This is a genomic window from Streptomyces sp. NPDC041200, from assembly GCF_055591805.1.
The window spans coordinates 561119-584036 of sequence record NZ_JBVIZF010000001.1 but is presented as its reverse complement, the minus strand read 5'-3'; the positions used below and the strand labels follow the sequence as shown (position 1 = coordinate 584036).

At 70.8% G+C, this 22918-nt stretch carries 18 protein-coding genes and 1 pseudogene; 11 read left to right on the top strand and 8 right to left on the bottom strand.

Annotation, left to right across the window (positions count from 1 at the left end; translation table 11 throughout):
* Window positions 1-115: 115 nt before the first annotated feature.
* The gene (locus ACZ6CL_RS02805; protein WP_468930308.1) at window positions 116-736 is read left to right on the top strand and encodes a malonic semialdehyde reductase; all 621 of its coding nucleotides are present in this window, start codon (window positions 116-118) and stop codon (window positions 734-736) included.
* Window positions 737-895: 159 nt separating this feature from the next.
* Here ACZ6CL_RS02805 and ACZ6CL_RS02800 read toward each other — a convergent pair whose 3' ends face one another.
* From ACZ6CL_RS02800 to ACZ6CL_RS02790, 3 genes are read right to left on the bottom strand one after another with little or no spacing between them, the layout of a single operon-like run.
* Window positions 896-1294 (bottom strand): nuclear transport factor 2 family protein, encoded by a 399-nt coding sequence (locus tag ACZ6CL_RS02800; protein ID WP_468930305.1) that lies wholly within the window; start codon window positions 1292-1294, stop codon window positions 896-898.
* A gap of 5 nt (window positions 1295-1299) precedes the next feature.
* On the bottom strand, window positions 1300-2307 hold the full coding sequence (locus ACZ6CL_RS02795; protein WP_468930302.1) for an NAD-dependent epimerase/dehydratase family protein: 1008 nt from the start codon (window positions 2305-2307) through the stop codon (window positions 1300-1302).
* Entirely contained in the window at window positions 2304-5123 is a 2820-nt protein-coding gene (locus tag ACZ6CL_RS02790) for an AMP-binding protein (RefSeq protein WP_468930299.1), read from the bottom strand. The genes ACZ6CL_RS02795 and ACZ6CL_RS02790 overlap by 4 nt, the downstream gene beginning before the upstream one ends.
* A gap of 254 nt (window positions 5124-5377) precedes the next feature.
* Here ACZ6CL_RS02790 and ACZ6CL_RS02785 point away from each other — a divergent pair, with 254 nt between their 5' ends.
* The 3 genes from ACZ6CL_RS02785 (at window position 5378) to ACZ6CL_RS02775 (ending at window position 7957) form a co-directional block, all read left to right on the top strand.
* Window positions 5378-6307 carry a DUF4097 family beta strand repeat-containing protein gene (locus ACZ6CL_RS02785; protein WP_468930296.1) on the top strand — a complete coding sequence of 310 codons (930 nt, stop codon included), beginning with the start codon at window positions 5378-5380 and terminating at the stop codon, window positions 6305-6307.
* The gene (locus tag ACZ6CL_RS02780; protein ID WP_468930294.1) at window positions 6307-7431 is read left to right on the top strand and encodes a helix-turn-helix transcriptional regulator; all 1125 of its coding nucleotides are present in this window, start codon (window positions 6307-6309) and stop codon (window positions 7429-7431) included. Before ACZ6CL_RS02785 ends, ACZ6CL_RS02780 begins: the two co-directional genes overlap by 1 nt.
* A 73-nt stretch (window positions 7432-7504) precedes the next feature.
* On the top strand, window positions 7505-7957 hold the full coding sequence (locus tag ACZ6CL_RS02775; protein ID WP_468930291.1) for a TIGR03668 family PPOX class F420-dependent oxidoreductase: 453 nt from the start codon (window positions 7505-7507) through the stop codon (window positions 7955-7957).
* Between the two features lie 23 nt (window positions 7958-7980).
* On the opposite strand, the gene ACZ6CL_RS02770 is transcribed toward ACZ6CL_RS02775, so the two are convergent.
* The 3 genes from ACZ6CL_RS02770 to ACZ6CL_RS02760 form a co-directional block, all read right to left on the bottom strand.
* Window positions 7981-10749 (bottom strand): type 1 periplasmic-binding domain-containing protein, encoded by a 2769-nt coding sequence (locus ACZ6CL_RS02770; protein WP_468930288.1) that lies wholly within the window; start codon window positions 10747-10749, stop codon window positions 7981-7983.
* A 172-nt stretch (window positions 10750-10921) separates the two neighbouring features.
* Entirely contained in the window at window positions 10922-11884 is a 963-nt protein-coding gene (locus ACZ6CL_RS02765; protein ID WP_468930286.1) for a zinc-binding dehydrogenase, read from the bottom strand.
* 167 nt (window positions 11885-12051) lie between these two features.
* A complete protein-coding gene (locus ACZ6CL_RS02760) occupies window positions 12052-13284 on the bottom strand; it encodes an NAD(P)-dependent malic enzyme (RefSeq protein ID WP_468930284.1) in 1233 nt (410 codons plus the stop codon).
* Between the two features lie 512 nt (window positions 13285-13796).
* Here ACZ6CL_RS02760 and ACZ6CL_RS02755 point away from each other — a divergent pair.
* The 3 genes from ACZ6CL_RS02755 to ACZ6CL_RS02745 are packed head-to-tail and all read left to right on the top strand — an operon-like array spanning window position 13797 to window position 16504.
* Window positions 13797-14759 (top strand): ABC transporter substrate-binding protein, encoded by a 963-nt coding sequence (locus ACZ6CL_RS02755; RefSeq protein WP_468930281.1) that lies wholly within the window; start codon window positions 13797-13799, stop codon window positions 14757-14759.
* Window positions 14760-14808: 49 nt separating this feature from the next.
* Complete coding sequence (locus tag ACZ6CL_RS02750) at window positions 14809-15738, top strand: amino acid ABC transporter permease (RefSeq protein ID WP_468930279.1); 930 nt, start codon at window positions 14809-14811, stop codon at window positions 15736-15738.
* 4 nt (window positions 15739-15742) lie between these two features.
* On the top strand, window positions 15743-16504 hold the full coding sequence (locus ACZ6CL_RS02745) for an amino acid ABC transporter ATP-binding protein (RefSeq protein WP_468930278.1): 762 nt from the start codon (window positions 15743-15745) through the stop codon (window positions 16502-16504).
* Between the two features lie 82 nt (window positions 16505-16586).
* Here the strand turns inward: ACZ6CL_RS02745 and ACZ6CL_RS02740 are convergent, their stop codons facing one another.
* A complete protein-coding gene (locus ACZ6CL_RS02740) occupies window positions 16587-17363 on the bottom strand; it encodes a class I SAM-dependent methyltransferase (RefSeq protein ID WP_468930276.1) in 777 nt (258 codons plus the stop codon).
* Between the two features lie 101 nt (window positions 17364-17464).
* Here ACZ6CL_RS02740 and ACZ6CL_RS02735 point away from each other — a divergent pair, with 101 nt between their 5' ends.
* The gene (locus tag ACZ6CL_RS02735) at window positions 17465-18142 is read left to right on the top strand and encodes a CGNR zinc finger domain-containing protein (protein ID WP_468930273.1); all 678 of its coding nucleotides are present in this window, start codon (window positions 17465-17467) and stop codon (window positions 18140-18142) included.
* Here ACZ6CL_RS02735 and sodX read toward each other — a convergent pair.
* Window positions 18067-18510: pseudogene (gene sodX, locus ACZ6CL_RS02730) on the bottom strand (nickel-type superoxide dismutase maturation protease); the annotation flags it as partial. The gene ACZ6CL_RS02735 and the pseudogene sodX sit on opposite strands and share 76 nt — an antisense overlap.
* 177 nt (window positions 18511-18687) lie before the next feature.
* Between sodX and sodN the strand changes: the two are divergent.
* From sodN to ACZ6CL_RS02715, 3 genes are all read left to right on the top strand, one after another.
* Window positions 18688-19083, top strand: coding sequence for a superoxide dismutase, Ni (gene sodN / locus ACZ6CL_RS02725; protein WP_468930271.1), 396 nt, complete (start codon window positions 18688-18690; stop codon window positions 19081-19083).
* A gap of 103 nt (window positions 19084-19186) precedes the next feature.
* Window positions 19187-21568, top strand: a complete 2382-nt coding sequence (locus ACZ6CL_RS02720; RefSeq protein ID WP_468931253.1) for a SpoIIE family protein phosphatase — start codon at window positions 19187-19189, stop codon at window positions 21566-21568.
* A 107-nt stretch (window positions 21569-21675) separates the two neighbouring features.
* A complete protein-coding gene (locus tag ACZ6CL_RS02715) occupies window positions 21676-22887 on the top strand; it encodes a serine hydrolase domain-containing protein (protein ID WP_468930268.1) in 1212 nt (403 codons plus the stop codon).
* Window positions 22888-22918 lie beyond the last annotated feature (31 nt).

The following is a 22918-nucleotide window of genomic DNA, read 5'->3' as shown; positions in this document are numbered from 1 at the left end:
TGTGAGCCGGTCTTGCCCTCGATGGACCTGTGAGTCTAGCCTTCCGTCACTGTAGTGGACTAGCCCGTCTAGTCCATTTAATTCCCATAGCGTACGCACCTTGAGGAGAAGCTCCATGAGCGCACCGGAGAACGGCGATGCCCTGCGGCACCTCACCCTCGCGCCGGAGGCGCAGAACCAGCTGTTCCTGGAGGCCCGCACGGCCAACACCTTCACCGACGAGCCGGTGACGGAGGAGCAGGTCCGCGCCATCTACGAGCTGGTGAAGTACGCGCCCACCTCGATGAACCAGCAGCCGCTGCGCATCGTCATGGTGCGGTCGGAAGAGGCCCGCGGCCGGCTCGTGCCGCACATGATGGGAGCGAACCAGGAGAAGACCGCGAAGGCGCCGCTGGTGGCGATCCTCGCCGCGGACCTGGACTTCCACGAGGAGCTGCCCAAGCTCGTACCGTTCATGGAGAACCCGCAGGCCATCTTCGCTGAGCCGGTCATGCGGGAGGCGTCGGCGAAGTTCAACACGGCGCTGCAGGTGGGCTACTTCATCCTGGCCGTGCGCGCCGCCGGGCTCGCGGCCGGGCCCATGAGCGGCTTCGACCCCGTGGCCGTCTCCAAGGAGTTCTTCAGCGACGGCCGCCACCAGGCGGTCTGCGTGGTCAACATCGGCAAGCCGGGCCCGGACGCCTGGATGGGCCGCCTGCCGCGCCTGGAGTACGACGAGGTCGTCACCACCGTCTGACACCGGATACACCCCACAGACGGGCCGCCCGCTCTCGCGGCAACGAGGGCGGGCGGCCTGGGTCCGTCAGAAGAGCGGGCGGCCCGGGTCCGCACCTGGGTCCGTCAGAAGAGCGGGCGGCCCGGGTCCGCACCTGGGTCCGTACGGAAGCGGTCGGCGTCAGCTTTCGATCAGGTCGTGGAAGGCCACGGTGTCGAAGATGTCCTCCATCCTCACCGCCTTGCCGTCCCGCATCGTCCACGAGTGGACGAAGTCCAGGGTCGCGGTACGGCCGCCGCGCGACGTCACCTCCCGGGTGCCGAACACCACGACCCGGTCCCCCTGCTCGATGAACTCCTCGGGCGCGAGTCTCATCCCGCCCAGCACGCTCGGGACACGCGCCAGGAACTCCTTGATCCCCGCGTGGCCCAGCTTGGTGCCCCCGAGGCCGTACTTCGCCATCCCGGCCGGGTGGACCCATGCGACGTCCGGGTGCATGCCCGACAGGATTCCCTCGATGTCGCGGTCCCGGAATCCCGCGTAGCACGCGCGGATGACCTCGATGTTCGGTGATGCCACGGCTTTCATCTCTCCTCAGGCGGCTGTCGGACGGCGTACTGCGGCTTGATGTGCTCGGGATGGAGGGCCTGGAGCGTGCGGCGTACGCCCTCGCGCCACGGCACCCGGCAGGGCCCGGTGATCTCCCGGCGGCGGGTGGGGGCGAACTGGTACGTCTCCCTGGTCACCTCACTGGGTACGAGCCGCGCCTCCACCCCGCTCAGCTCCTCCAGGTACCGCACCAGATCGGTTATCCCGACCGGCTCATCACCGCCCCAGTTGACGAGGGTGGCGGGGGACGACGCGGCCGCCCACAGCGCGGGCACCTGGGAGACCAGGTCGTCGGTGTGCAGCAGTGAGCACCAGTTCTGGCCCTCGGCCGGCACCGGGATCGGCTCGCCCGCGAGCATCCGCTTGAAGTACAGCATCGGCACCCCGCCGTAACCGCCCGGGCCGTACGCGATGTTGAGCCGGGCGATGGTGGTCGGCAGGTTCAGCACCCCGGCGAACGCCCGCACCGCGCCCTCGGCGGCGATCTTGCCCACGGGGTAGCAGGGCAGCCAGTCGGCCACTCCGTCGATGGGGTCGTTCTCGGCGTACGGGTGGTCGAGGGTCTGCCGCTTGTAGAGGGCGCCGGTCGAGACGAACAGGAACGATTCGGCGGTGCGGCAATGGGTCATCAGCCGTCCGCAGGCGAGGGAGTTGACCTCGACGGCGGCGTTGTAGTCGCCGTCCTCGCCGCGCCGCACCGCCGAGTGGAAGACATGGGTGAAGTCGTCCGGCAGCCCCTCGTACCCCGACTCCCCCAGGTCGTTCATGTCCCAGCGATGGGTGGTGATGCCCCGGGCGCGCAGCGCCTCCTCGACGCCGGGGGCGCCGAACCGGCCCAGGCACCACACCTCGTTGTGGGCCGCCAGCGCCTTTGCCACCGGCCCGGCGACCTGCCCGCTGCCGCCGGTGACCAGGATCTTCTTGCCTTCCACCGTGTTCTTCTCCTCTTCCGTGCCGCCGTCGCGGGCAGCGGTCCTGGTCATCCGTCGCCCAGCGCGCGGTCCAGCTCCTTGCGGAGGATGGCCTGGAAGGCCGCGACATGCTGGGGACCCATGAGGGTGTAGTGCTCACCGGGTACGTCGAGGTATCGGTTCGGCTCCGTGGTGTGCTCGTCCCACCTGCGGAGTTCGTTGTTCAGCCAGTCCTCCTTGGTGCCGCGCAGCGGGATGGCGCAGAAGACCGTCATGGAGCGGGTGGTGCCGCCGGGCCGGTAGGTGCGGCCGAGGCCGGTGAGCCCGTGGGCCAGCTCCGCCCAGGCGCCGAACCTTTCCGTGTCCAGGTCGAGTTCGGCCAGCCGCCGCTGGGGGGCGATCCGCAGCAGACGCGCGAGCTGTTCCCGCCGGGGCAGTGCGCGCAGCTCTCCCGGAAGGTCGAGGGACTGCCTCTTGTTGATCAGGTCGAGGAAGAAGGCCAGGTTGACGGCGGTCTCGATGAAGTCGAGTTCGTCCATGCGGTACTTGATGTGCGGTGGCAGGTTGAAGCTGCCGGTGAAGTCGACGCGCTCGCCCTCCGCCTCCAGTGCCTTGGCGATCTCGAAGGCCACGGCGCCGCCGTACGAATACCCGGCGACCGCGTACGGGCCGTGCGGCTGCCTGGCGCGGATGGCCCGCACATAGCAGTCCACCATCTCCTCGAAGCTCTCGAAGGGCTTCTCCCCCTCGTTGAACCCACGCGCGCGCAGGGCGTAGAACGGCCGGTCGCCGACGAAGTACTTGGCGAGGTTGACGAAGACCAGGACCTCGCCGACGCCCGGGTGCACACAGAACAGCGGGGTCTTCGCGCCGCCCGTCTGCAGCGGCACGACCGGGTCGTACGCCTCGGCAGCGGGCGAACCGCCCCCGGTCAGCCGGGCGGCGAGCTGCCGCACCGAGGGCGCCGTGAGCACGGTGATGATCGACAGGTCCGCCACCCCGAGCCGCCGGGTGACCTGGTGCCGCAGCCGCAGGATGTCCAGGGAGGTGCCGCCGAGGTCGAAGAAGCTGGCCGTCGCGCTGATCCGCTCCGGCGCGGTGTCGAACATCTCGGCGTAGATCTCGGCGAGGACCCGTTCCGTCTCGCCCTCCGGCGGGGTGTGCCCGCCCAGCCGCCGGGTGGTCAGCTCCGTTACCCGCCCGATGACGTCGTCGAAGCCGCCGGACTCCAGCCGCTTCCGCATCCTGCGGCGCAGCGTCTTGCCCAGGCTGGTCTTGGGGAACGCGTCCTTGGGAAGCGGCAGGATGAGGGACGGCCGGAAGCCCCAGTGGATCACCACGGTGGAGCGCACGGCGGTGATCAGACGGTGCAGTCCGGGCTCGTCGTCGTCCGCGAGTTCGGGGTGGACGGCGATCACCAGCTGCTCGGTGTCGCTGCCCGGCCGGCGGGTGGGGAACGCCGCCACATAGCCGCCCGCCACTCCGTCGAGCTGCTCCAGCGCGGCCTCTATCTCATGGCTGAAGTAGTTGACGCCGTTGACGATGACGCTGTCCTTGCTGCGTCCGACGAGGGTCAGCCGCCCGTCGTCGATACGGCCGAGGTCGCCGCTGCGGAACCAGCCGTCAGGGGTGAAGGCCTCCTTGGTGGCCGCCTCGTCGTTGTAGTAGCCGCTGGTGATCATCGGCCCGCTGAGCTGGAGTTCCCCGACCTCGCCCGGGGGCAGCGGCCGGTGGTCGTCGTCGGCGACCCGGATGCTCAGCCCCTCGACGGGGGTGCCGAGGTTGGCGAACTCCTGGCCCACGTCGGTGAGGGGAAAGGCGCGGTTGTAGACCGACCCCGCGCAGGTTTCGGTCATCCCGAAGGCGGGCCAGAGGGCGGAGGGCCGCAGTCCGTACGGGGCGTAGTGGGCCAGGAACGCCTGGCCGGTGGCGACGACATTGGCCTCGCCGCCGCTCACGATATGCCGCAGAGAGCTGAGGTCGAGCCCTTCACCGCCCGCCGATATCTCCTCGGCCAGATCTCGCGCGGAGGCATTCAGCGGACCGAGGAGGAAATTCGGGGTGAAGGTCATCGTGACCTTGTGGCGGGAGGCGATACGGAGGAAATTCAGCGGCTCCTCCAGAACGAGAGATGCTTCCGCATGCAATTGCTCGGCGCCGACATAGAGCGGCAGCATATGCGCTTCCAGGAGCGCGGCGACATGGTCGTAGGAAATCCAGTTGAAGGTTGTATCGGCGGCCGTGAGCCGCTGCTTCCCGGCCTTTCCCGCCATGGAGGTGAGAATGTTTGCGTGGGTGAGCATGACCGCTTTGGAATTCCCGGTGGAACCGGAGGTCAGCACCAGCAGGGCGAGATCGTCCGGTGCGGCGATGTGCACCCCCCGTGGCGCGCCGCCCTCCGGGCCGGACGCGCTCTCCGCGTCCCGCAGCTGCTCCACCGTGGCGGTGTCGAGCCCGGGCACATGCGGCAGCTCGGCGCTCATCACCTCGGTGGTGACCAGCAACGGGCCGCCCAACAGCTGGTTGAGATGCGCCAGCTGGGCGGCCCAGCGGGCCGGGTCGCCGCGGACGGAAACCATCGGGCAGGGTACGAAGCCGCCGAGCAGGCAGGCCCAGAAGACCGTCAGGAATTCCCGCTGATCGTCCAGCAGCAGGGCCACCCTGGCGCCCGGCCGCAGCCCGCGCCCGCGGAGCGGTGCGAGGAGCCGTGACGAGGATTGCAGAAGTTCCGGGTAGGACTGGCGTGTTGTGTCACGCCCCGCCTCGGCGGTCACGTAACGTACCCCGGAATCGGCGTAGTGGTGCGCGGCCCTCAGGAGCACCTGGGCAACGGAGCACAGGTCTTGAGAATCACTTGATACCGAGTATTTCAAGGGTTGTGACGCCATTACCTTCACTGCCCTCTTTCTTCTCGAATCGAAGGCACGAAGGTAACAGCCTCGAACATTCGCACTCCATGACGCTCTAGCAGCACACTAGTGATGCTCTAGTGGAAATTCTCGATAAACACACCTCGGCCAGGCGTCTTCGCCCGGGGCCGCGCTCGCGCCCGTGACGGGCTTGACTCCAGCGATCCACGATATATCGTGTCTGTACGGACACGATATGTTGCGTGGCCGCATCCAGCCAGGGGAGGCCAGGGATGTCAGCCCGGTCAGAGTGGTCGTTCGGCGAACCACAGAAGCTCACCTTCGACGAGCCCGTCTCCGCACTCCACGTACGCATCGTGGACGGCACGGTCAACGTGGTCGGGACCGACGGCGGCCCGGCCCGGCTGGAGCTGTCCGCCATCGAGGGCCCACCGCTGAGGGTGACCCTGGACGACGGAACCCTGAGCGTCGCGTACGACGACCTCCCCTGGAAGGGTCTGCTCTCCTGGCTCGACCGCAAGGCGTGGCACCGCAGCGTCCATGTCACCCTCGCGGTGCCCACGGGCACGGCCGCCTCGATCGGCGTCGTCACCGCCTCGGCCGTCGCCTCCGGGCTGGGCGGCCGGACGGATCTGCGCGGCGTATCGGGCGACGCCACCCTCGTCGGGCTGACCGGTCCGGTGCGCGCCGACACCGTCTCCGGCCGGGTCGAGGCCCAGGCCGTCACCGGCGATCTGCGCTTCAACTCCGTATCCGGCGACCTCACCGTGATCGAGGGCTCGGGCCCGGTCGTCAAGGCCGACTCCGTCAGCGGCGATATGGTGCTCGACCTCGCCCCCGCCTCGCAGCGCGCGGACATCAGCCTCACCACCGTCTCCGGTGAGATCGCCATCCGGCTGCCGCACCCCGCCGACGCCAGGGTCGAGGCGAACACCGCGAGCGGGCCCGTCGCCAACGCCTTCGAGGATCTGCGGGTCACCGGTCAGTGGGGCGCCAAGCGGATCACCGGGCACCTGGGCTCGGGCCAGGGCCGCCTGAAGGCCACCACCGTCTCCGGCGCGATAGCGCTGCTGCGGCGCCCGCCCGCCGACGGGGACGGCGACGATGTCAGCGGCCGCACCACCAGCACCACCAGAACCACCAGTACTGACAGCACTGACAGCACCGACAGCACCGGCGGCCCGCAGGGAAAGGTCCTCTGATGCCCCCCGTATTCGCCCACGGCCGACTCCGCCTGTACCTGCTCAAGCTGCTCGATGAGGCCCCGCGCCACGGCTACGAGGTCATCCGGCTGCTGGAGGAACGCTTCCAGGGGCTGTACGCGCCCTCCGCGGGCACCGTCTACCCGCGCCTGGCCAAGCTGGAGGCCGAAGGCCTGGTCACCCACACCACCGAAGGCGGCCGCAAGGTCTACTCCATCACCGACGCCGGACGCGCCGAACTGGCCGACCGCAGTGGGGAACTGGCCGAGCTGGAGCTGGAGATCCGCGAATCGGTGGCCGAACTCGCCGCCGAGATCCGCGAGGACGTGCGCGGCTCCGCCGACGATCTGCGGCGGGAGATGCGGGAGGCCGCCCAGAAGGCCCGCACCTCCGGTGGTACCGGCGAGGGCAAACCCGGCCCCTGGGAGGGCCCGTGGGACAACGCCGAGGGCTGGCGGCAGGCGAAGGAGGAGCTGCGGCGCGCCAAGGACGAGTGGAAGGAGCAGGCCCGCCGCGCCAAGGAGGAGAGCCGCCGCGCCCGGCAGGACGCCCAGCGCGCCCGTAAGCAGGCCAAGGACGCCCAGGAGTTCGCGCTCGAAGAGGTCCAGCGGGTCGCCCGGCGCGTCCAGGAGCAGACCCAGGAGCACATCCGGGCGGGCGACTGGCAGCAGGCGGTGCGGGACGGTCTGGCCGAGGTGTCGCGCAGCGTGAGCCGTCTCTCCCGGCAGGGCATGACCCCGTCGGGCCGGACGGACGCGGGCGACGCGACGAAAACCGCCGCCCCCACCGCCCCGCGCGCGGACGCACCGGAACCGGCCCCCGGCACCGCCCAGCAGACCGCCGCGGATGCCGACGCCCAAGCCGGTGCCGGTGCCGATGTGCGCGGCGGCGACGGTGACGGCGGCGGCGCGCCGGCCGAGCCCGCGTGGGCCGGGGAGTTCACCCCGTCAGGCGACCCCGCCCGCGATCTGGACCGGCTGCTCGACCGCTTCCGCGACGACATCCGCGACACCGCCCGGGACCACGGGGTGACCGGTGCCCAACTGGCCGACGCCCACCGCCGACTGGCGGCGACGGCGGCCCGGATCACCGGCCAACTGCGCGGCGGCCCGGCCAAGGAGTAGCCCCGGGCCCCGGGCGCGCGTCCGGCGGCGCTTCGTACGGCCGCCGGACGCGCCCCGCAGTAGCCTCGCCGGTATGCGACTGGAGACCCCCGAGGCGCGGCGGCGCTTCGCCCGCGCCCGGGTGCTGCGGCTGGCCACCACCGACGAGGACGGCCGACCGCATCTGGTGCCCGCCACCTTCGCCCTCACCACCCCGGACGGCGTGGACACCGTGGTCACCGCTGTGGACCACAAGCCCAAGCGCCACCAGGACCTGAAGCGGCTGCGCAACATCCACGCCAACCCGGCGGTCTCCCTCCTGGTCGACCACTATGACGAGGACTGGCGGCAGCTGTGGTGGGTGCGGGCCGATGGCCGGGCCCGCGTCATTCCGGCCGAGGCGGCGGCCGAACGGGCGGACCCGGTGCGACAGCTGGTCGGCAAGTACCCGCAGTACGCCGACCAGCCGCCGCGCGGACCGGTGATCGCCATCGAGGTCACCCGCTGGTCGGGCTGGGCGTTCGCCGAGGCCCCGGCGGACCGCTGATCAGTTCCCCCCCTCCCCTCGGCTCAGTCGTCCCCCTTGCCCTCCCCGTCGCCCTTGCCGTCCTTGCTGTCGTCTTGGTCGCGCGGACAGTCGAACGCGTTCCTGGGCCCCCAGGTCTTCGCCTCGTCGCCGCTGTCCCGTATCCCGCACTCCAGCGCGACCTCCGGGGACGCGTCCCTGGTGTCGTGCAGGATGAGCAGCCGCTTGTTGACGGGCACCTTGGCACCCTGGCCGAAGATCAGCGAACCGGTGGCCCCGCGCAGCCCCTCCGCTCCGCCCACCCCCTGCTCCAGCTCCGACTGCACCCCGCCCCGCCCGAAGGGCGCCGTGCCCGCGCTCTGGTAGGCCGCGTTGATCCCCTCGGACAGCACACCGAGCGCATCCCCGGCGAGCGGCACCCGGGCGTCGTTGCTCCACAGGTCGCTCCCGTAGGCGGCCGCGTACCTCCGGTGGAAGTCGTCACCCTTCACATTGGGCGAGTTGTCCTCCGCCAGAGCCTGTGCCGCGTAGTACAGCCGCAGTCTGAGGTGCTTCTCGCTGGGGCGCTGCTGCTCGACCACCGCGTTGTCCAGGTCGTTGCCGCCGAGCACGGTCGACTGGCCGTTGCAGCTGGTGCGGCGGTCGAAGTCGTCGAGGAGATTCTCGAACTCATGGGCGCGGGCGGCCCAGTACACCACCGTGCGCGGTTCCTCCTTGAGCCTCCGGCATATGCTGTCGGCCATCTGTGAGGTGTGGGAGACCCATTCCTCCCCCTGGCCTTTGTGCCCGGGCGGTGGCGCGGCAGAGGGGCGCTGGACCGGATACCAGATGCGGTGGACGTCCTTGAACTCCTCCGCGAACCGGTCGCTCAGATTCGCGCTGTAGATGTCGGTCGGATCCCCAATCACCACCGCCCTCCTGGCGGGGGCGCAGGTCCCGGGCGCGGTCTGCACGATATTGGCGTGCCGCGCGAAGTTCGCCGCGACACGCGCCTCCCGGTGGTTGTCGGGAGCGACCTGCCGGTACATCGGCGAACGCTGCATCTCCTCGGCGGTCGCGGCGGTGCCGACCATCGGCAGCCCGGCCTCGGCGAGCTTGTCCCGGGCCTTCACCGTGCCCGGGCGGCTCTGGCCGAGGCCCACCACGCCCAGGAACTGCTCCCCGTCCCCAGCGCGCTCGGCGGCCTCGACCTCCTTCTTGAGTGCCTCGGCCACCGCGGGCGCCTGTGCGAAGCGCTCTCCCGCGTCCATCAGGCGGACCTTCAGCCAGACCTTGCTGCCCTTCTGCTGGTCCGCCTGTTCGTTGATCTCCTCCTGGGCCAGCGCGATGCCGCGCACCTCGGGGATGGCGCCGCTGTACTTGGCCTCGTCCCAGTCGTCGGCGGTCACCGGCACGCCCAGATAGCCGACCGTCCGGACCACGGCGCCGGACCGGGCCGCCTTGTCGGCCCGCCCGTTCTGCCGGGTGATGGCGTCCACCGCGTCGCCGTAGACCTCCCGCGGGCTCCGCTTCGGAGGTCTGCTCCGCCCGCCGCCGTCACCACCGGCCTTCGACGAGGCGCCGGAGGCGGACGGCGAACCGGACGCCGACGCGGCCGGGGACGCCGACGCGCCGCTACCGCCGAGACAGGCGGTGTCACTGCGCTCCGTCAGCCGGGCCAGGGCGTAGCCGCCGAGCAGCCCGAGCACGGTGACGCCCGCCACCGCCGCGACGGCGGCCTCCACCAGCGGCGCCCCATCGGAACGGCTCCTGCCGACGGCGATCTCCGGATAGCGGCCGAGCCAGCGGGCCGCGTCCTCGTCGTCCCCCTGCGGCTCGACGAGCACGCGGACCACCCTGGCGCCGCCCGCGCCGGTGGCCCCGATCCAGGACTTCAGCGTGATGGCGGCTTCGGCGAAGCTCTCCGTACGCTCCCGGCCCGGGCGCACCGCGGCCACCAGCATCACCCCGGTGCACCCCGTCTGCTCGACCGCCCGGGGGAACTGCTCCAGCAGCCGCCCGGTGTCGTCACCGATGGCCGGGGGCTGCGGGAAGACGAGCACGAGGCGATGGCGGCGGCGCCGCCCCCAGGGCGAGAGCCGGGGATGGCGGAAGGCCCGCTCAAGGTCGGCGAGCAGGGCCCGCAGCAGCACATCGACGATCGGCTCGCGCCGCGCGGCGCCGGGCGCGCCCACGGTCAGCCGACAGGCGTCGGCGAAGAACCCGGGCCCGCCCTCGGGCAGTTCGGCCCAGGCGCGGTACCAGCTGCCCTTGCGGGTCATCCGGCGGGCATGGCGCCGCCCGTACCACCAGCGCGGCAGCAGGCCGAACAGCGGGCGGCGCAGCCAGTACCAGGCGGTGCCCGGAATGCTCGGCGGCGGCTCCTCCCCGCCGCTCACGGCCTGCAGGGCACGCAGGAAGACCGACCCGGCGCAGCGCGCCTCGTAGCTCCGGTCGCGCAACGCGGTGGCCTGTGCTCCGGGCGGGCATCCGGCGAGGTCGGACTCGACGATGCCGCACATCAGCCGGAACTGAGGCAGCCGCAGTCGGCCAAAGCCGCCCGGCCGGTTGCGCAGCAGCTCTTCCTCGATCTTCTGGAACGTCACCCCCACGTGCTCCTGGCGCGGGGCCTCGGCCTCGCCCGCCACCTGCGCGAACGGAACGCGGGCGCGGCCGCCCGCGCTGAAGCGCGCGCACAGGCCGTCCGCGATCCGCCCGGCCTCGGGCCCCTCGGCCAACTGGGTGAGCAGGATCTGCGGCGCCGGGCCGCGGCGGCCCGGCGGCAGGGTGACGAGCTGTTCGAGCGCGTCGACCAGCAACTCGATTCTGGGCAAAGGCGGTACTGAAGCAGTCATGTGCATCCCCCCGGCACGATTATCCGCGCCAACTCCGGAGAGCACCAGACCTTTTACTCAGAGTGACGGCAATGCATCGCTCTCGACTTCGAACGATCGAACCGCTGTGCAATACGCGCCGAAAATGACCGCCCGTCAGCCTGCCCGGCGGTCAGACCGTCAGCACCACCTTGCCGAAGAGATCCCCGCCCGCCATCTTCTCGAACCCCTCGCGCGCCCGGTCCAGCGGCAGCGCCGAGTCGATCACCGGCCGCACTCCCCGCGCGGCGCAGAAGCTCAGCAGGTCCTCCAGCTCGTCCTTGCCGCCCATCGTCGACCCGACGACCTTCAGCTCCAGGAAGAAGATCCTGTTCAGCTCGGTGGCCTGCGGGTTGGGGCCGCTGGTGGCGCCCGAGATGACCAGGGTGCCGCCCGGCTTGAGCGACTTCACCGAATGCGACCAGGTCGCGGCGCCGACCGTCTCGATCACCGCGTCCACCCGTCGCGGCAGCCGCTCCCCCGGCTCGTACGCCCCCTCGGCGCCCAGCTCGACCGCGCGCTTGCGCTTGGCCTCGTCCCGGCTGGTCGCGACCATCCGCAGCCCGGCGGCGGCGCCCAGCACGATCGCGGCGGTGGCCACGCCGCCGCCCGCGCCCTGCACCAGCACGCTGTCGCCGGGCCGTACGCCAGCGTTGGTGAACAGCATGCGGTAGGCGGTCAGCCAGGCCGTCGGGAGGCAGGCGGCCTCCTCGAACGACAGCTCCTTGGGCTTGGGCAGCAGGTTCCAGGTGGGGACGGTGACCTTCTCCGCGAACGTGCCCTGGTAGCGCTCGGTGAGGATGGTGCGGGGCTCACGCGGTCCGACGCCGTGACCGCTCTGGCCGATGACCGAGTGGAGGACGACCTCGTTGCCGTCCTCGTCGATCCCGGCGGCGTCACAGCCGAGGATCATCGGCAGCGACTCCTCGCCGAGACCGACCCCGCGCAGCGACCACAGGTCGTGGTGGTTGAGCGAGGCGGCCTTGACGTTGACGGTCGTCCAGCCTGGGCGCGTCTCCGGCTCGGGGCGCTCGCCCAGTTCGAGGCCGCTGAGCGGCTGGTCGCGGTCGATACGTGCGGCGTAGGCAGCGAACATGATCCCGACCATAGGCCGCGGGAAGAAGCGACGGAACCACACCGCGATGTGAGTCACACCGCCCGCCCCCACGACAGGCGAAGCCGTACCCCCGCCCCGCGACAGCGGAGCCGGGCCGCCCCGATGGACGGCCCGGCCCGTACAGCTGCTCCGGCACTGCCGCTGGGTCAGCGGCGTGCCACGCCCTCCGCGCGGGCGGCGGCGGCCACGGCCGCGGTCACGGCCGGGGCGACCCGCTCGTCGAACGGCGACGGGATGACCTTGTCCGCGCTCAGCTCGTCGGCCACGACGGAGGCCAGCGCCTCGGCGGCGGCGAGCTTCATGCCCTCGGTGATCCGGGAGGCCCGGACCTGGAGGGCACCGGCGAAGATGCCGGGGAAGGCGAGCACGTTGTTGATCTGGTTCGGGAAGTCGCTGCGCCCGGTGGCGACCACGGCCGCGTGCTGGTGCGCGACCTCGGGGTGGATCTCCGGGTTGGGGTTGGCCATCGCGAAGATGAAGGCGCCGGGCGCCATCTTCGCGACCGCTTCCTCCGCCACCGTGCCACCGCTGACGCCGATGAAGACGTCGGCGCCGTCCATCGCGGCCTCCAGCGAACCGGTGAGCCCCGCCTTGTTGGTGAAGCCCGCCAGCTCGCGCTTGACCTCGGTCAGGTCGTCGCGGTCCGCGGAGACGACGCCCTTGCGGTCGCAGACCGCGACGTCTCCGATGCCCGCCTCGGTGAGGATCCGGGCGATGGCCACACCGGCGGCACCCGCGCCGGAGATGACGGCGCGCAGCTGGCCGAGGGAGCGGTCGGTCAGCTTGGCCGCGTTGCGCAGCGCGGCCAGCGTGACGACCGCCGTGCCGTGCTGGTCGTCATGGAAGATCGGGATGTCGACGCGCTCCTGGAGCTTGCGCTCGATCTCGAAGCAGCGAGGCGCGGAGATGTCCTCCAGATTGACGCCGCCGAACGAGGGCGCGAGCCGGACGACGGTCTCGACGATCTCGTCCACGTCCCGGCAGTCGAGCGCGATCGGCACCGCGTCCACACCGCCGAACTGCTTGAAGAGGATCGCCTTGCCCTCCATGACCGGAAGGGATGCCTCCGGACCGATGTCGCCGAGCCCGAGGACGGCGCTGCCGTCCGTCACCACGGCCACGACCTGGGACTTCCAGGTGTAGTCATGAACGAGTTCGGGCTGCTCGGCGATCGCGCTGCAGACCTTCGCGACGCCCGGCGTGTAGGCGAGGGACAGATCGTCCCGGTCGCGCACGGGCACGGTCGCCTGCACGGCCATCTTGCCGCCGCGGTGCAGCGCGAACGCGGGGTCGAAGGGCTCTCCGTCGGTCACTCCGTCGGCTCCTTCGCCGCTGTCGCTTGCGTTGTCGCTGCGAGGATTCACCATCTCCGCTGCCACTTTTAGACCCCTTTGTCGTTTTCTGTCGAGGGTAACCGCCCCGGGTTGGGAGCGGGCGGGCACCGCATCCGGTCCAGCGCGGCAGATTCCTGCCTCGCGGAATCAGATACGGACGCCGGGCGCGTCGCACTCGCGCCCTGAGCCCCGGATGAGGGGTGTAACCGTCTTTTCTACCGGAAGCATGTGCCCAGAACGAACGGCTTCCGTTGCGGTGGTGTTCGGAAGTTCTCATAACCGTCGGAAGCGGTCGAAGCGGCTCCGGATGTGCATGCCGCCGTCACGCGTCATTCGCCGCATGATCACAATTTCGTACCGCTCCCCGCACCTGGGCTGTACAGCCCGGTGTCCGTTTCCTGTGCACCACGGGGATCGCCCGTTATCCGATTTTGACACGGAAGCCCACCCAGGCGTGCCCGTCCAGATGGCAAGATGCCCCAATCACACGAGATCGCGACACCCACACACGTGTTCCCGACCCTCGGACACCCCCTCACCCTGCCGGAGGAACCAGCATGACCGCCAGCTTCACGCGCCGCCGGGTCACCACGAAGTCCCGGACGGCCGCTGTCGGCGCAGTCGCGGTCGTGGGAGCCCTGCTGCTGACGGGCTGTGGCGACCAGACCGACAAGGCGAAAACGGGAGGTTCCGGCAACGCCGCCGGGAAGGGGCCGCTCTTCAGCGAGCTGCCGAAGAAGATCCAGGACGCGGGCGTGGTGAAGGTCGGCTCGGACATCAACTACCCGCCGGTCGAGTTCAAGAAGAACGGCAAGGTCATGGGGCTCGACCCGGACCTCGCGGACGCGCTCGGCAAGGTCCTCGGCGTCCGGTTCGAGTTCAACAACGCCACGTTCGACACCCTGCTGTCCGGTCTGCGGTCGCAGCGCTACGACATCGCCATGTCGGCCATGACCGACAACAAGGGCCGCCAGGACGGCGTCGACCCCGACACCGGCAAGAAGGCCGGCGAGGGCGTCGACTTCGTCGACTACTTCACCGCGGGTGTCTCGATCTACACCAAGAAGGGCGACGACCAGGGGATCAAGACCTGGGACGACCTCTGCGGCAAGAAGATCGTCGTGCAGCGCGGCACCGTCTCGCACGACCTCGCCAAGGCGGAGTCGAAGAAGTGCGAGCAGGGCGGCAAGAAGAAGATCGCGGTCGAGGCGTTCGGCAATGACACCGAGGCCCAGACCCGGCTGCGCGGCGGGGGTGCCGCGGCCGGTTCCAGCGACTTCCCGGTCGCCGCGTACGCGGTGAAGACCTCCGGTGGCGGCAAGGACTTCCAGCTGGTCGGCGAGCAGGTGGACGCCGCCCCGTACGGCATCGCGGTCTCCAAGGACAACACCGAGCTGCGCGACGCCCTCCAGCAGGCGCTCGCCCTCATCATCGCGAACGGCGACTACGACAAGATCGTCGCGAAGTGGGGCGTCAAGGACGGCGCGGTCGCCAAGGCCATCATCAACGGCGGCAAGTGACCCCGGCCGACCCTGAAGCTCGCGCGCTCGCGCTGAAAGGCACTCATCCGTGACAACGAAGACCGACAAGACGGGGCCCGTCGGCACCCCGTCTCCCGCACCGGAGAACATCAAAGCCATCCCGGTGCGGCACTACGGCCGCTGGATCTCCGCGGTCATCACCATCGCCCTGCTGGCGATGCTCGTCTACGCCTTCGCCAAAGGCGATGTGAACTGGGACGCCATCCCGGACTACTTCTTCGACGGTGAAGTCCTCAGGGGTGTCCGCAACACCATCTGGATCACCATCCTCTCGATGGTGCTCGGCGTGGCCCTCGGCATCATCCTGGCCGTCATGCGGCTGTCGAAGAACCCGGTGACGTCCTCCATCGCCTGGGGCTACATCTGGTTCTTCCGCGGCACCCCGGTCTATGTGCAGCTGCTGGTGTGGTTCAACCTGGGGCTGGTCTTCAAGTACATCAACATCATGCCGATCTACAAGGACGAGTGGTCGGACTTCATGACCCCGTTCCTGGCCGCCCTGCTGGGCCTCGGACTGAACGAGGCCGCGTACATGGCGGAGATCTGCCGGGCGGGCATCCAGTCCGTCGACGAGGGCCAGACCGAGGCCGCCCAGGCGCTGGGCATGAGCCACGCCAAGACCCTGCGCCGGGTCGTCCTGCCGCAGGCCATGCGGGTGATCGTGCCGCCGACCGGCAACGAGTTCATCAACATGCTCAAGACCACCTCACTGGTGATCGCGGTCCAGTACTGGGATCTGTTGCAGGCCACCTCGGAGGTCGGACAGAACTCCGGTGCCACCGCGGAGATGCTCTTCCTCGCCGCCGCCTGGTACCTGATCCTCACCTCGGTGCTGAGCGTGGGCCAGTACTACCTGGAGCGCTACTACGCGCGCGGCACCACCCGGAACCTGCCCGCGACGCCGCTGCAGCGCATCCGGATCAACCTGCTGTCCGGCTCCAACCGCCAGGGGATGTGAGCGTATGAACGCCATGGTGAAGGCGGAGGGCGTCCACAAGTCCTTCGGCGCCGTGCAGGTCCTCAAGGGCATCGACCTGGAGGTCGCCCCGCGTGAGGTGTTCTGCCTGATCGGCCCGTCCGGCTCCGGGAAGTCCACCTTCCTGCGCTGCATCAACCACCTGGAGAAGATCAACTCCGGGCGGCTGTACGTGGACGGCGACCTGGTCGGCTACCGGCAGAAGGGCGACAAGCTCTACGAGCTCAAGGACCGCGAGGTCGCCGCGAAGCGCCGCGACATCGGCATGGTCTTCCAGCGCTTCAACCTCTTCCCGCACATGACCGCGCTGGAGAACGTGATCGAGGCGCCGATGCAGGTCAAGCGGGAGACCAAGGCGGTCGCCCGGGAGCGCGCGCTGAAGCTGCTGGACCGGGTGGGCCTCGCCGACAAGGCGGGCAACTACCCCTCGCAGCTCTCCGGCGGCCAGCAGCAGCGGGTCGCGATCGCGCGGGCGCTGGCCATGGAGCCGAAGCTGATGCTCTTCGACGAGCCGACCTCGGCGCTCGACCCGGAGCTGGTCGGGGACGTCCTCGATGTGATGCGCGGGCTCGCGGAGGACGGCATGACGATGATCGTCGTCACCCACGAGATGGGCTTCGCCCGGGAGGTCGGGGACTCGGTCGTCTTCATGGACGACGGAGTGGTCGTGGAGTCCGGACTTCCGCGCGACGTGCTGACGAACCCGCAGCACGAGCGGACGAAGTCGTTCCTGTCGAAGGTGCTCTAGGAGCAGAAGGTGCTCCAGGAGTAGGACGACGACGCGAGGGCGGTACGGGGCGTGAGGCCCCGTACCGCCCTCGTGCTCTGCGCTACTTGAGCCCGAGCACCATCGCGTCCGAGACCGAGCACCACACGGACCGCGCCTCGGCGAACCCCGCCTCGCGCAGCGCGTCCGCGTGCCAGGCGGCTGGCTGCACCTCGCCGTCCGCGTGGTCGCCGTCCGCCGGGTTGCCGAAGATCGTGAACCGCTCGGCCACCGGCTCCGCCAGCACCGGGTCCACCGCGGCGGCGTTCCACCAGTCCACCCAGTCCTGGGCGCCCTCGGCCTTGGCCCGCGCCTGCCGCTCCTTGCGGTACGTACGGTCGGCGTCGTTGAGCCGGGGCGTGTCCGGGTCCGGCATATGGTCCGCGTTCAGGAACACTCCGCCGTCCCGTACGACCTCCGCCACCTGGCCGTACAGCGCCCGGAGTTCATCGGAGCCCAGCCAGTGGAGGGCGGTGGCGGTGAGCACCGCGTCGTACGTGGGGTGCGGCAGCCGCCCCGTCCATCCGGGGTCGCGCAGGTCCACGCTGACGAAGGTGATACGGCCGTCCCCCGCGAAATGCCCGCGGGCGATGGCCAGCAGCGCGGGATCCAGATCGACGCCGGTGCTGGTGGCGCCGGGGAAGCGGCGCAGCGCCCGATCCGAGATACTGCCCGTGCCGCACGCGAGGTCGAGGATTCTCGGCTCCGGTCCGACCAGCGCCTCGACCGTGTCGAGCATCGCCCGGAACCGCTCCTCACGATCGGGGAGGTACCACTCCTGCTGCCGGTCCCAGCTCCGTTGCCACGCCTGCCAGTCCGCCGCGGCGAGGGTGTCCGTCATCGCTCTCCTCCACGTCGTCGTACGTAATACCCTGGCGCATAGAGCGCCCATTACCCGACCTGACCAGAACCGACCCTAGACCGCCCCCGTAAGGACCACAAGTGGAACTGGCTTATTACTCAGATCTCGCCGTGCGTCTGGTCAACAGCGAGGAGCCCGCACGCGGCACCGACGCGCTCACCTCGGTCGACGCCGTACGCACCCTCTTCGGGGAGAGCCGCCAGGCGGCCCGGCGCGCGACGGACGCCGACGTCACCCGGCTGCGGTCGGTCCGGGCCCGGCTGCGCGCGGTCTTCGAGGCGGCGACGGAGGGGGACGAGGAGCTGGCCGTGGATCTGCTCAACGCGCTGCTCATCGAGTTCCCGGTGAGCCCGCAGATCTCCGGGCACGAGCTGCGGGACGAGGACGGCCGCCCCAACTGGCACATGCACATCGCCGACTACGCCGCCAACGCCGGTGCCGGATTCGCCGCGACCGCCTCCATGGGGCTCGCGTTCCACCTCACCGAACTGGGCGCGGACCGGCTCGGCATCTGTGAGGCCCCGCCCTGTCGCAACGCCTATCTCGACACGTCGACAAATCGATCCCGGCGCTACTGTTCCGACCGCTGCGCCACCCGCGCCAACGTCGCCGCCTACCGCGCCCGTAAACGCCTCGACGCGGGCCGCCCGGGCGACTCCGCGTCCGCCCCGCGCGCGACCTCCCTGGCCCGCGACCTCGACCGCACGGGCCGCACCGCCGACACCGCCCACGACAGCAGCCCCGCCATCGACCGCTGACCCCGGGCCCCGGGCCGCCCCGGCAGCGGCCGCACCCGCAGCCACGCCCGCGCCACCACCAGCTCGTCCGGTACGACGCCGAACTCCCGGCTGTCGTTCTTCACGTCCGGGTTGTCCCCCATCACCCACCAGCCGCCCTCGCGCCGCTCCACCGCGCGCTTCACGATGAGCAGGTCCTGCCGGAAGGGATGCCGGAGCACCACCACGTCCCCCGGCCGCACGGGCACCCCGTACCGCACCACCAACTGGTCGCCCGGATACAGCGACGGCCGCATCGACGGGTTGTACACCTCGGCCAGCCCCATCCGCAGCAGGCCGTGCTGCTCGCGGTCCTTCTCCTGCCCGCGATCGTGCAGCTGCTCCTGCATCACGGCACCTCCGGTCCGTACGCCACCGTCCACCCTCACCCTCCCAGGTCACCGCACCAGGCACCCCGGAGTGTCACCGGACTTTTGACCTAAGCCTCCCGGCCCGCCCGAGAAAAGCCTTCCCACACGGAGTAATCTCGCACCTGAGAAGACGATCACGAATGGAAGGACAGCTCTATGCTCTCCCGCCTGTTCGCCCGCAAGGTTCAGGTCAGCGCCCACTGCGACCTGCCCTGCGGCGTGTACGACCCGGCCCAGGCCCGCATCGAGGCCGAGTCCGTCAAGGCCGTCCAGGAGAAGTTCCAGGCCAACGAGGACCCGCACTTCCGCGCCCGCGCCACCACCATCAAGGAGGAGCGCGCGGAGCTGGCGAAGCACCACGTCTCGGTGCTGTGGAGCGACTACTTCAAGCCCCCGCACTTCGAGAAGTACCCGGAGCTGCACCAGCTGGTCAACGAGACCCTGAAGGCGCTCAGCGCCGCCAAGGGCTCCACCGACCCGGCCACGGGCCAGAAGGCTCTGGACTACATCGCCCAGATCGACAAGATCTTCTGGGAGACCAAGAAGGCCTGACCCGGCCTCTGGGGCCGACCGACCGGCCCTTCGCCCGCACCCGGCCCGCCACCGCGGCCGGGTGCGGTCTTCTTCCCAGCGCGACTTTTCACACAACGCCATACTGGAACACGTGGACGAAGCGGGCCCGGCACGGGTCACCGTCGGCGGCGACGCCACGGTGACCGGCTGGAACGACGGTGCCCGGCGGCTGCTCGGATATCCGCCGTCGGAGGTGGTGGGACGGCCCGCCGCGGCGCTGCTGGCCGAGCCGGTCCGGAGCGTGGCCGAGCGGGCCCGGGCGGTACGGGCGCGCTGGCACGGCACGCTCGCGCTGCGCCACCGCGACGGGCGGCGGGTGGAGGTGGCGCTGCTGGCCCACCGCACCGGCGACGGCTGGCTGCTGGTCGCCCCGGTTCCCGCCGACGACATCGCGGAGCCCTCCGACGCGAAGCTCCTGACCTGGGCGTACGCCCAGTCGCCCTGCCCCATGGCGATCTACGACACCGATCTGCGGCTGCGCAACGCGAACGCCGAGATGGCGCGCGTCATCGGCCTCCCCGAGGGCGACCTCCAAGGGCTGCGGCTCACGGACATCGGCGGGAAGCTGCGCAGCGAGGGGCTTGAGGCGCTGATGCGGCATGTGCTGCGGACCGGCGAACGGCGCCATGTGGAGACGTATCCGCGCACCGGCGGCGAGGCGCGGGAGCACGCCTGGTCGGCTCACTTCGCGCCGCTGAAGGCCAGGGACGGTGAGGTGCACGGCGTGTGCCTGGCGGCGCACGACATCACCGAGCAGTACCGGGCCCGGCAGCGGCTCCTCCTGCTGAGCGAGGCCAGCGTACGGATCGGCAGCACCCTCGACGTCGACCGCACCGCGCAGGAGCTGGCCGACGTGTGCGTACCGCGGCTGGCCGACTTCGTGACGGTCGACCTGCTGGACCGGCTCGACGAGGACGAGGAGCCGCAGCCCGGCCCGCTCACCGGCCCCGTCGTGTTGCGCCGCGCCGCCCATCAGTCGATCTACGAGGGGGCTCCGGAGGCAGCGGTCGAGCTGGGGAAGGTGAACGCCTATCCGGAGGTCTCCCCGATGGCCGAGTGCCTGGTGGCGGGGCGGCCCATCATCTACGCCGCCGACGACCCCGTCATCAGGGAATGGGGCGCCCTCAAGCCGGTCCGCGCCGCCAAGATCCGGGAGTTCGGCATCCACTCGGTCATGTCCGTGCCGATCCGGGCCCGGGGAACGACCCTCGGGGTGGCCGTATTCACCCGTCACCACCGTCCCGGGCCGTTCACCCAGGACGACGTCCTGCTGGCCGAGGAGATCACCACCCGGGCCGCGGTCTGTGTGGACAACGCCCGCCGCTTCACCCGGGAACGCGACACCGCGCTGGGCCTGCAGCGCAGTCTGCTGCCGCAGGCGGTGCCCCGGCCCTCCGCGGTGGAGGTGGCGTCCCGCTATCTGCCCGCCGGGCCGTACACGGCGGCGGGCGGCGACTGGTTCGACGTGATCCCGCTGTCCGGCGCGCGGGTCGCCCTGGTGGTCGGCGACGTGGTCGGCCACGGAATCCAGGCGTCGGCCACCATGGGACGGCTGCGCACCGCGGTGCGCACCCTCGCCGACGTCGATCTGCCACCGGACGAACTCCTCACCCACCTCGACGATCTGGTGATCCATCTGTCCGCCGAGACCGGGGGCGGAGAGGCCACCGGGGACGTCGGCGCGACCTGTCTGTACGCGGTCTACGACCCGGTGTCGCACCGCTGCTCCATGGCCGCGGCCGGCCATCCCGCACCGGCCGTGGTCACCCCCGGCGGGCCGGTGGAGTTCGTGACCCTGCCGGTGGGTCCGCCGCTCGGGGTCGGCGGGCTGCCGTTCGAGGCGATGGACCTCGAACTGCCCGAGCACACCGTGCTCGCCCTCTACACCAACGGCCTGGTGGGCGGCTGGGACCGCGATGTCGACGAGGGGCGCGTCCTGCTGGCCGGCGCGCTGGCCCACCCCGCCGCCTCGCTGGAGGGCACCTGTGACTCCGTACTGCGCGCGCTGCTGCCCGAGACCGGCGTGCTCGACGACGTCGCCCTGCTCCTCGCCCGCACCCACACCCTGGACGCGGCGCACGTGGCCACCTGGGACGTGCCCGCCGACCCGGCCTGCGTCGCCCGGTCCCGCCGGGACGTCACCGAGCGGCTGACCGACTGGGGTCTGGACGAGGCCGTGTTCACCACCGAACTGGTCGTCAGCGAGCTGGTCACCAACGCCATCCGGCACGCGATCCCGCCCATCCAGCTGCGTCTGATCCACGACCACTCGCTGATCTGCGAGGTGTCCGACGCCAGCAACACCGCCCCGCACATGCGCCGGGCCCGCACCTTCGACGAGGGCGGCCGCGGGCTGCTGCTGGTGGCCCAGCTCAGCCGGCGCTGGGGCAGTCGGCAGACCGCGGAGGGCAAGACGATCTGGGCGGAGCAGCCGCTGCCCGGCGCACCGCCCGAGCTGGGCTGATCCGCCGCTCACCGGTGGCTGTCAGTGCCGTGTGGGAGTCTTCACGGGCAGCTCTCACCGGGGCGGCCCGCTCGGGCGGCTCTCACCGGACGAAGGGGGACACGCGCATGGGCACCGGAGGATTCTCGACCGCGCGGCTGGGCCGGATGCACGACGTCATGGCCCGCCATATCGAGCAGGGCGAGGCGCCCGGGCTCATCACGGCGCTCAGCAGGCGCGGTGAGACACATGTCGATGTGCTCGGTACGAAGGCGGTCGGCGCCGGGGACCCGATGCGCCGGGACACCATCTTCCGGATCGCCTCGATGACGAAGCCGGTCATCGCGGCCGCGACGATGATCCTGGTCGAGGAGTGTGTGCTGCGGCTGGACGACCCGGTGGACCGGCTGCTGCCCGAGCTGGCCGATCGCAGGGTGCTCCGCCGGATCGACGGACCGCTGGAGGACACCGTTCCGGCGATCCGGCCGATCACCCTGCGCGATCTGCTCACCTTCCGGCTGGGCTTCGGTCTGCTCACCGCCCCGGAGGACACGTATCCGGTGGCCCGCGCCGCCCAGGAGCTGGGGGTCTGGGTGGGGATGCCGGACCCCACCGAGGCGCCGGACCCCGATGAGTGGATGCGGCGCCTGGGCACCCTGCCGCTGATGCACCAGCCGGGCGAGAAGTGGCTGTACCACACCGGCTCCCAGGTGCTGGGCGTGCTCATCGCGCGGGCCACCGGCCGCCCGCTGGAGGCGTTTCTGCGGGAGCGGATCTTCGAACCGCTGGGCATGGCGGACACCGGCTTCCACGTACCGCGGGAGAAGCTCGGGCGGCTGGCCACCTCGTACCTCGCCGGCCCCGACACCGGGAAGCTCGAACAGTACGACGGGGTTGAGGACAGCCGGTGGGCCGCCCCGCCCGCGTTCCCGGACGGCGGCGGGGGCCTGGTCTCCACGGTCGACGACTATCTGGCGTTCGGCCGGATGCTGCTGGACCGGGGGCGGTGCGGCGGTGGCGGACGCGTCCTGTCCCGGCCCTCCGTGGAGCTGATGACGGCCGATCAGCTCACCCCCGCACAGAAGGCGGTGTCCGGCCTCCTCCCCGGGGCGTGGGACACCATGGGCTGGGGGTTCGGGGTGTCGGTGGTCACCGGGCGGGACGGCGTCGCGGCGGTGCCGGGCCGGTTCGGCTGGGACGGCGGGCTCGGCACGTCCTGGGCCTCGGACCCCGCGGAGGAGATGGTGGCGGTCCTGCTGACCCAGCGCGCGCAGTTCCCGGCGTTCTCCCCGGTGTACCTCGACTTCTGGACGCTGGCCTACCAGGCGATCGACGACTGAGGCGACGGGGACGGCTGGGACGGCTGAGGCG

What these genes read in the sequence shown, in the direction of transcription:
- ACZ6CL_RS02805 (WP_468930308.1), top strand. Translation starts at nt 116, where the DNA reads ATGAGCGCACCGGAGAACGGCGATGCCCTGCGGCACCTCACCCTCGCG.
- ACZ6CL_RS02795 (WP_468930302.1), bottom strand. Translation starts at nt 2,307, where the DNA reads ATGACCAGGACCGCTGCCCGCGACGGCGGCACGGAAGAGGAGAAGAAC.
- ACZ6CL_RS02790 (WP_468930299.1), bottom strand. Translation starts at nt 5,123, where the DNA reads ATGGCGTCACAACCCTTGAAATACTCGGTATCAAGTGATTCTCAAGAC.
- ACZ6CL_RS02785 (WP_468930296.1), top strand. Translation starts at nt 5,378, where the DNA reads ATGTCAGCCCGGTCAGAGTGGTCGTTCGGCGAACCACAGAAGCTCACC.
- ACZ6CL_RS02780 (WP_468930294.1), top strand. Translation starts at nt 6,307, where the DNA reads ATGCCCCCCGTATTCGCCCACGGCCGACTCCGCCTGTACCTGCTCAAG.
- ACZ6CL_RS02775 (WP_468930291.1), top strand. Translation starts at nt 7,505, where the DNA reads ATGCGACTGGAGACCCCCGAGGCGCGGCGGCGCTTCGCCCGCGCCCGG.
- ACZ6CL_RS02765 (WP_468930286.1), bottom strand. Translation starts at nt 11,884, where the DNA reads ATGTTCGCTGCCTACGCCGCACGTATCGACCGCGACCAGCCGCTCAGC.
- ACZ6CL_RS02755 (WP_468930281.1), top strand. Translation starts at nt 13,797, where the DNA reads ATGACCGCCAGCTTCACGCGCCGCCGGGTCACCACGAAGTCCCGGACG.
- ACZ6CL_RS02745 (WP_468930278.1), top strand. Translation starts at nt 15,743, where the DNA reads ATGAACGCCATGGTGAAGGCGGAGGGCGTCCACAAGTCCTTCGGCGCC.
- ACZ6CL_RS02740 (WP_468930276.1), bottom strand. Translation starts at nt 17,363, where the DNA reads ATGACGGACACCCTCGCCGCGGCGGACTGGCAGGCGTGGCAACGGAGC.
- sodN (WP_468930271.1), top strand. Translation starts at nt 18,688, where the DNA reads ATGCTCTCCCGCCTGTTCGCCCGCAAGGTTCAGGTCAGCGCCCACTGC.
- ACZ6CL_RS02715 (WP_468930268.1), top strand. Translation starts at nt 21,676, where the DNA reads ATGGGCACCGGAGGATTCTCGACCGCGCGGCTGGGCCGGATGCACGAC.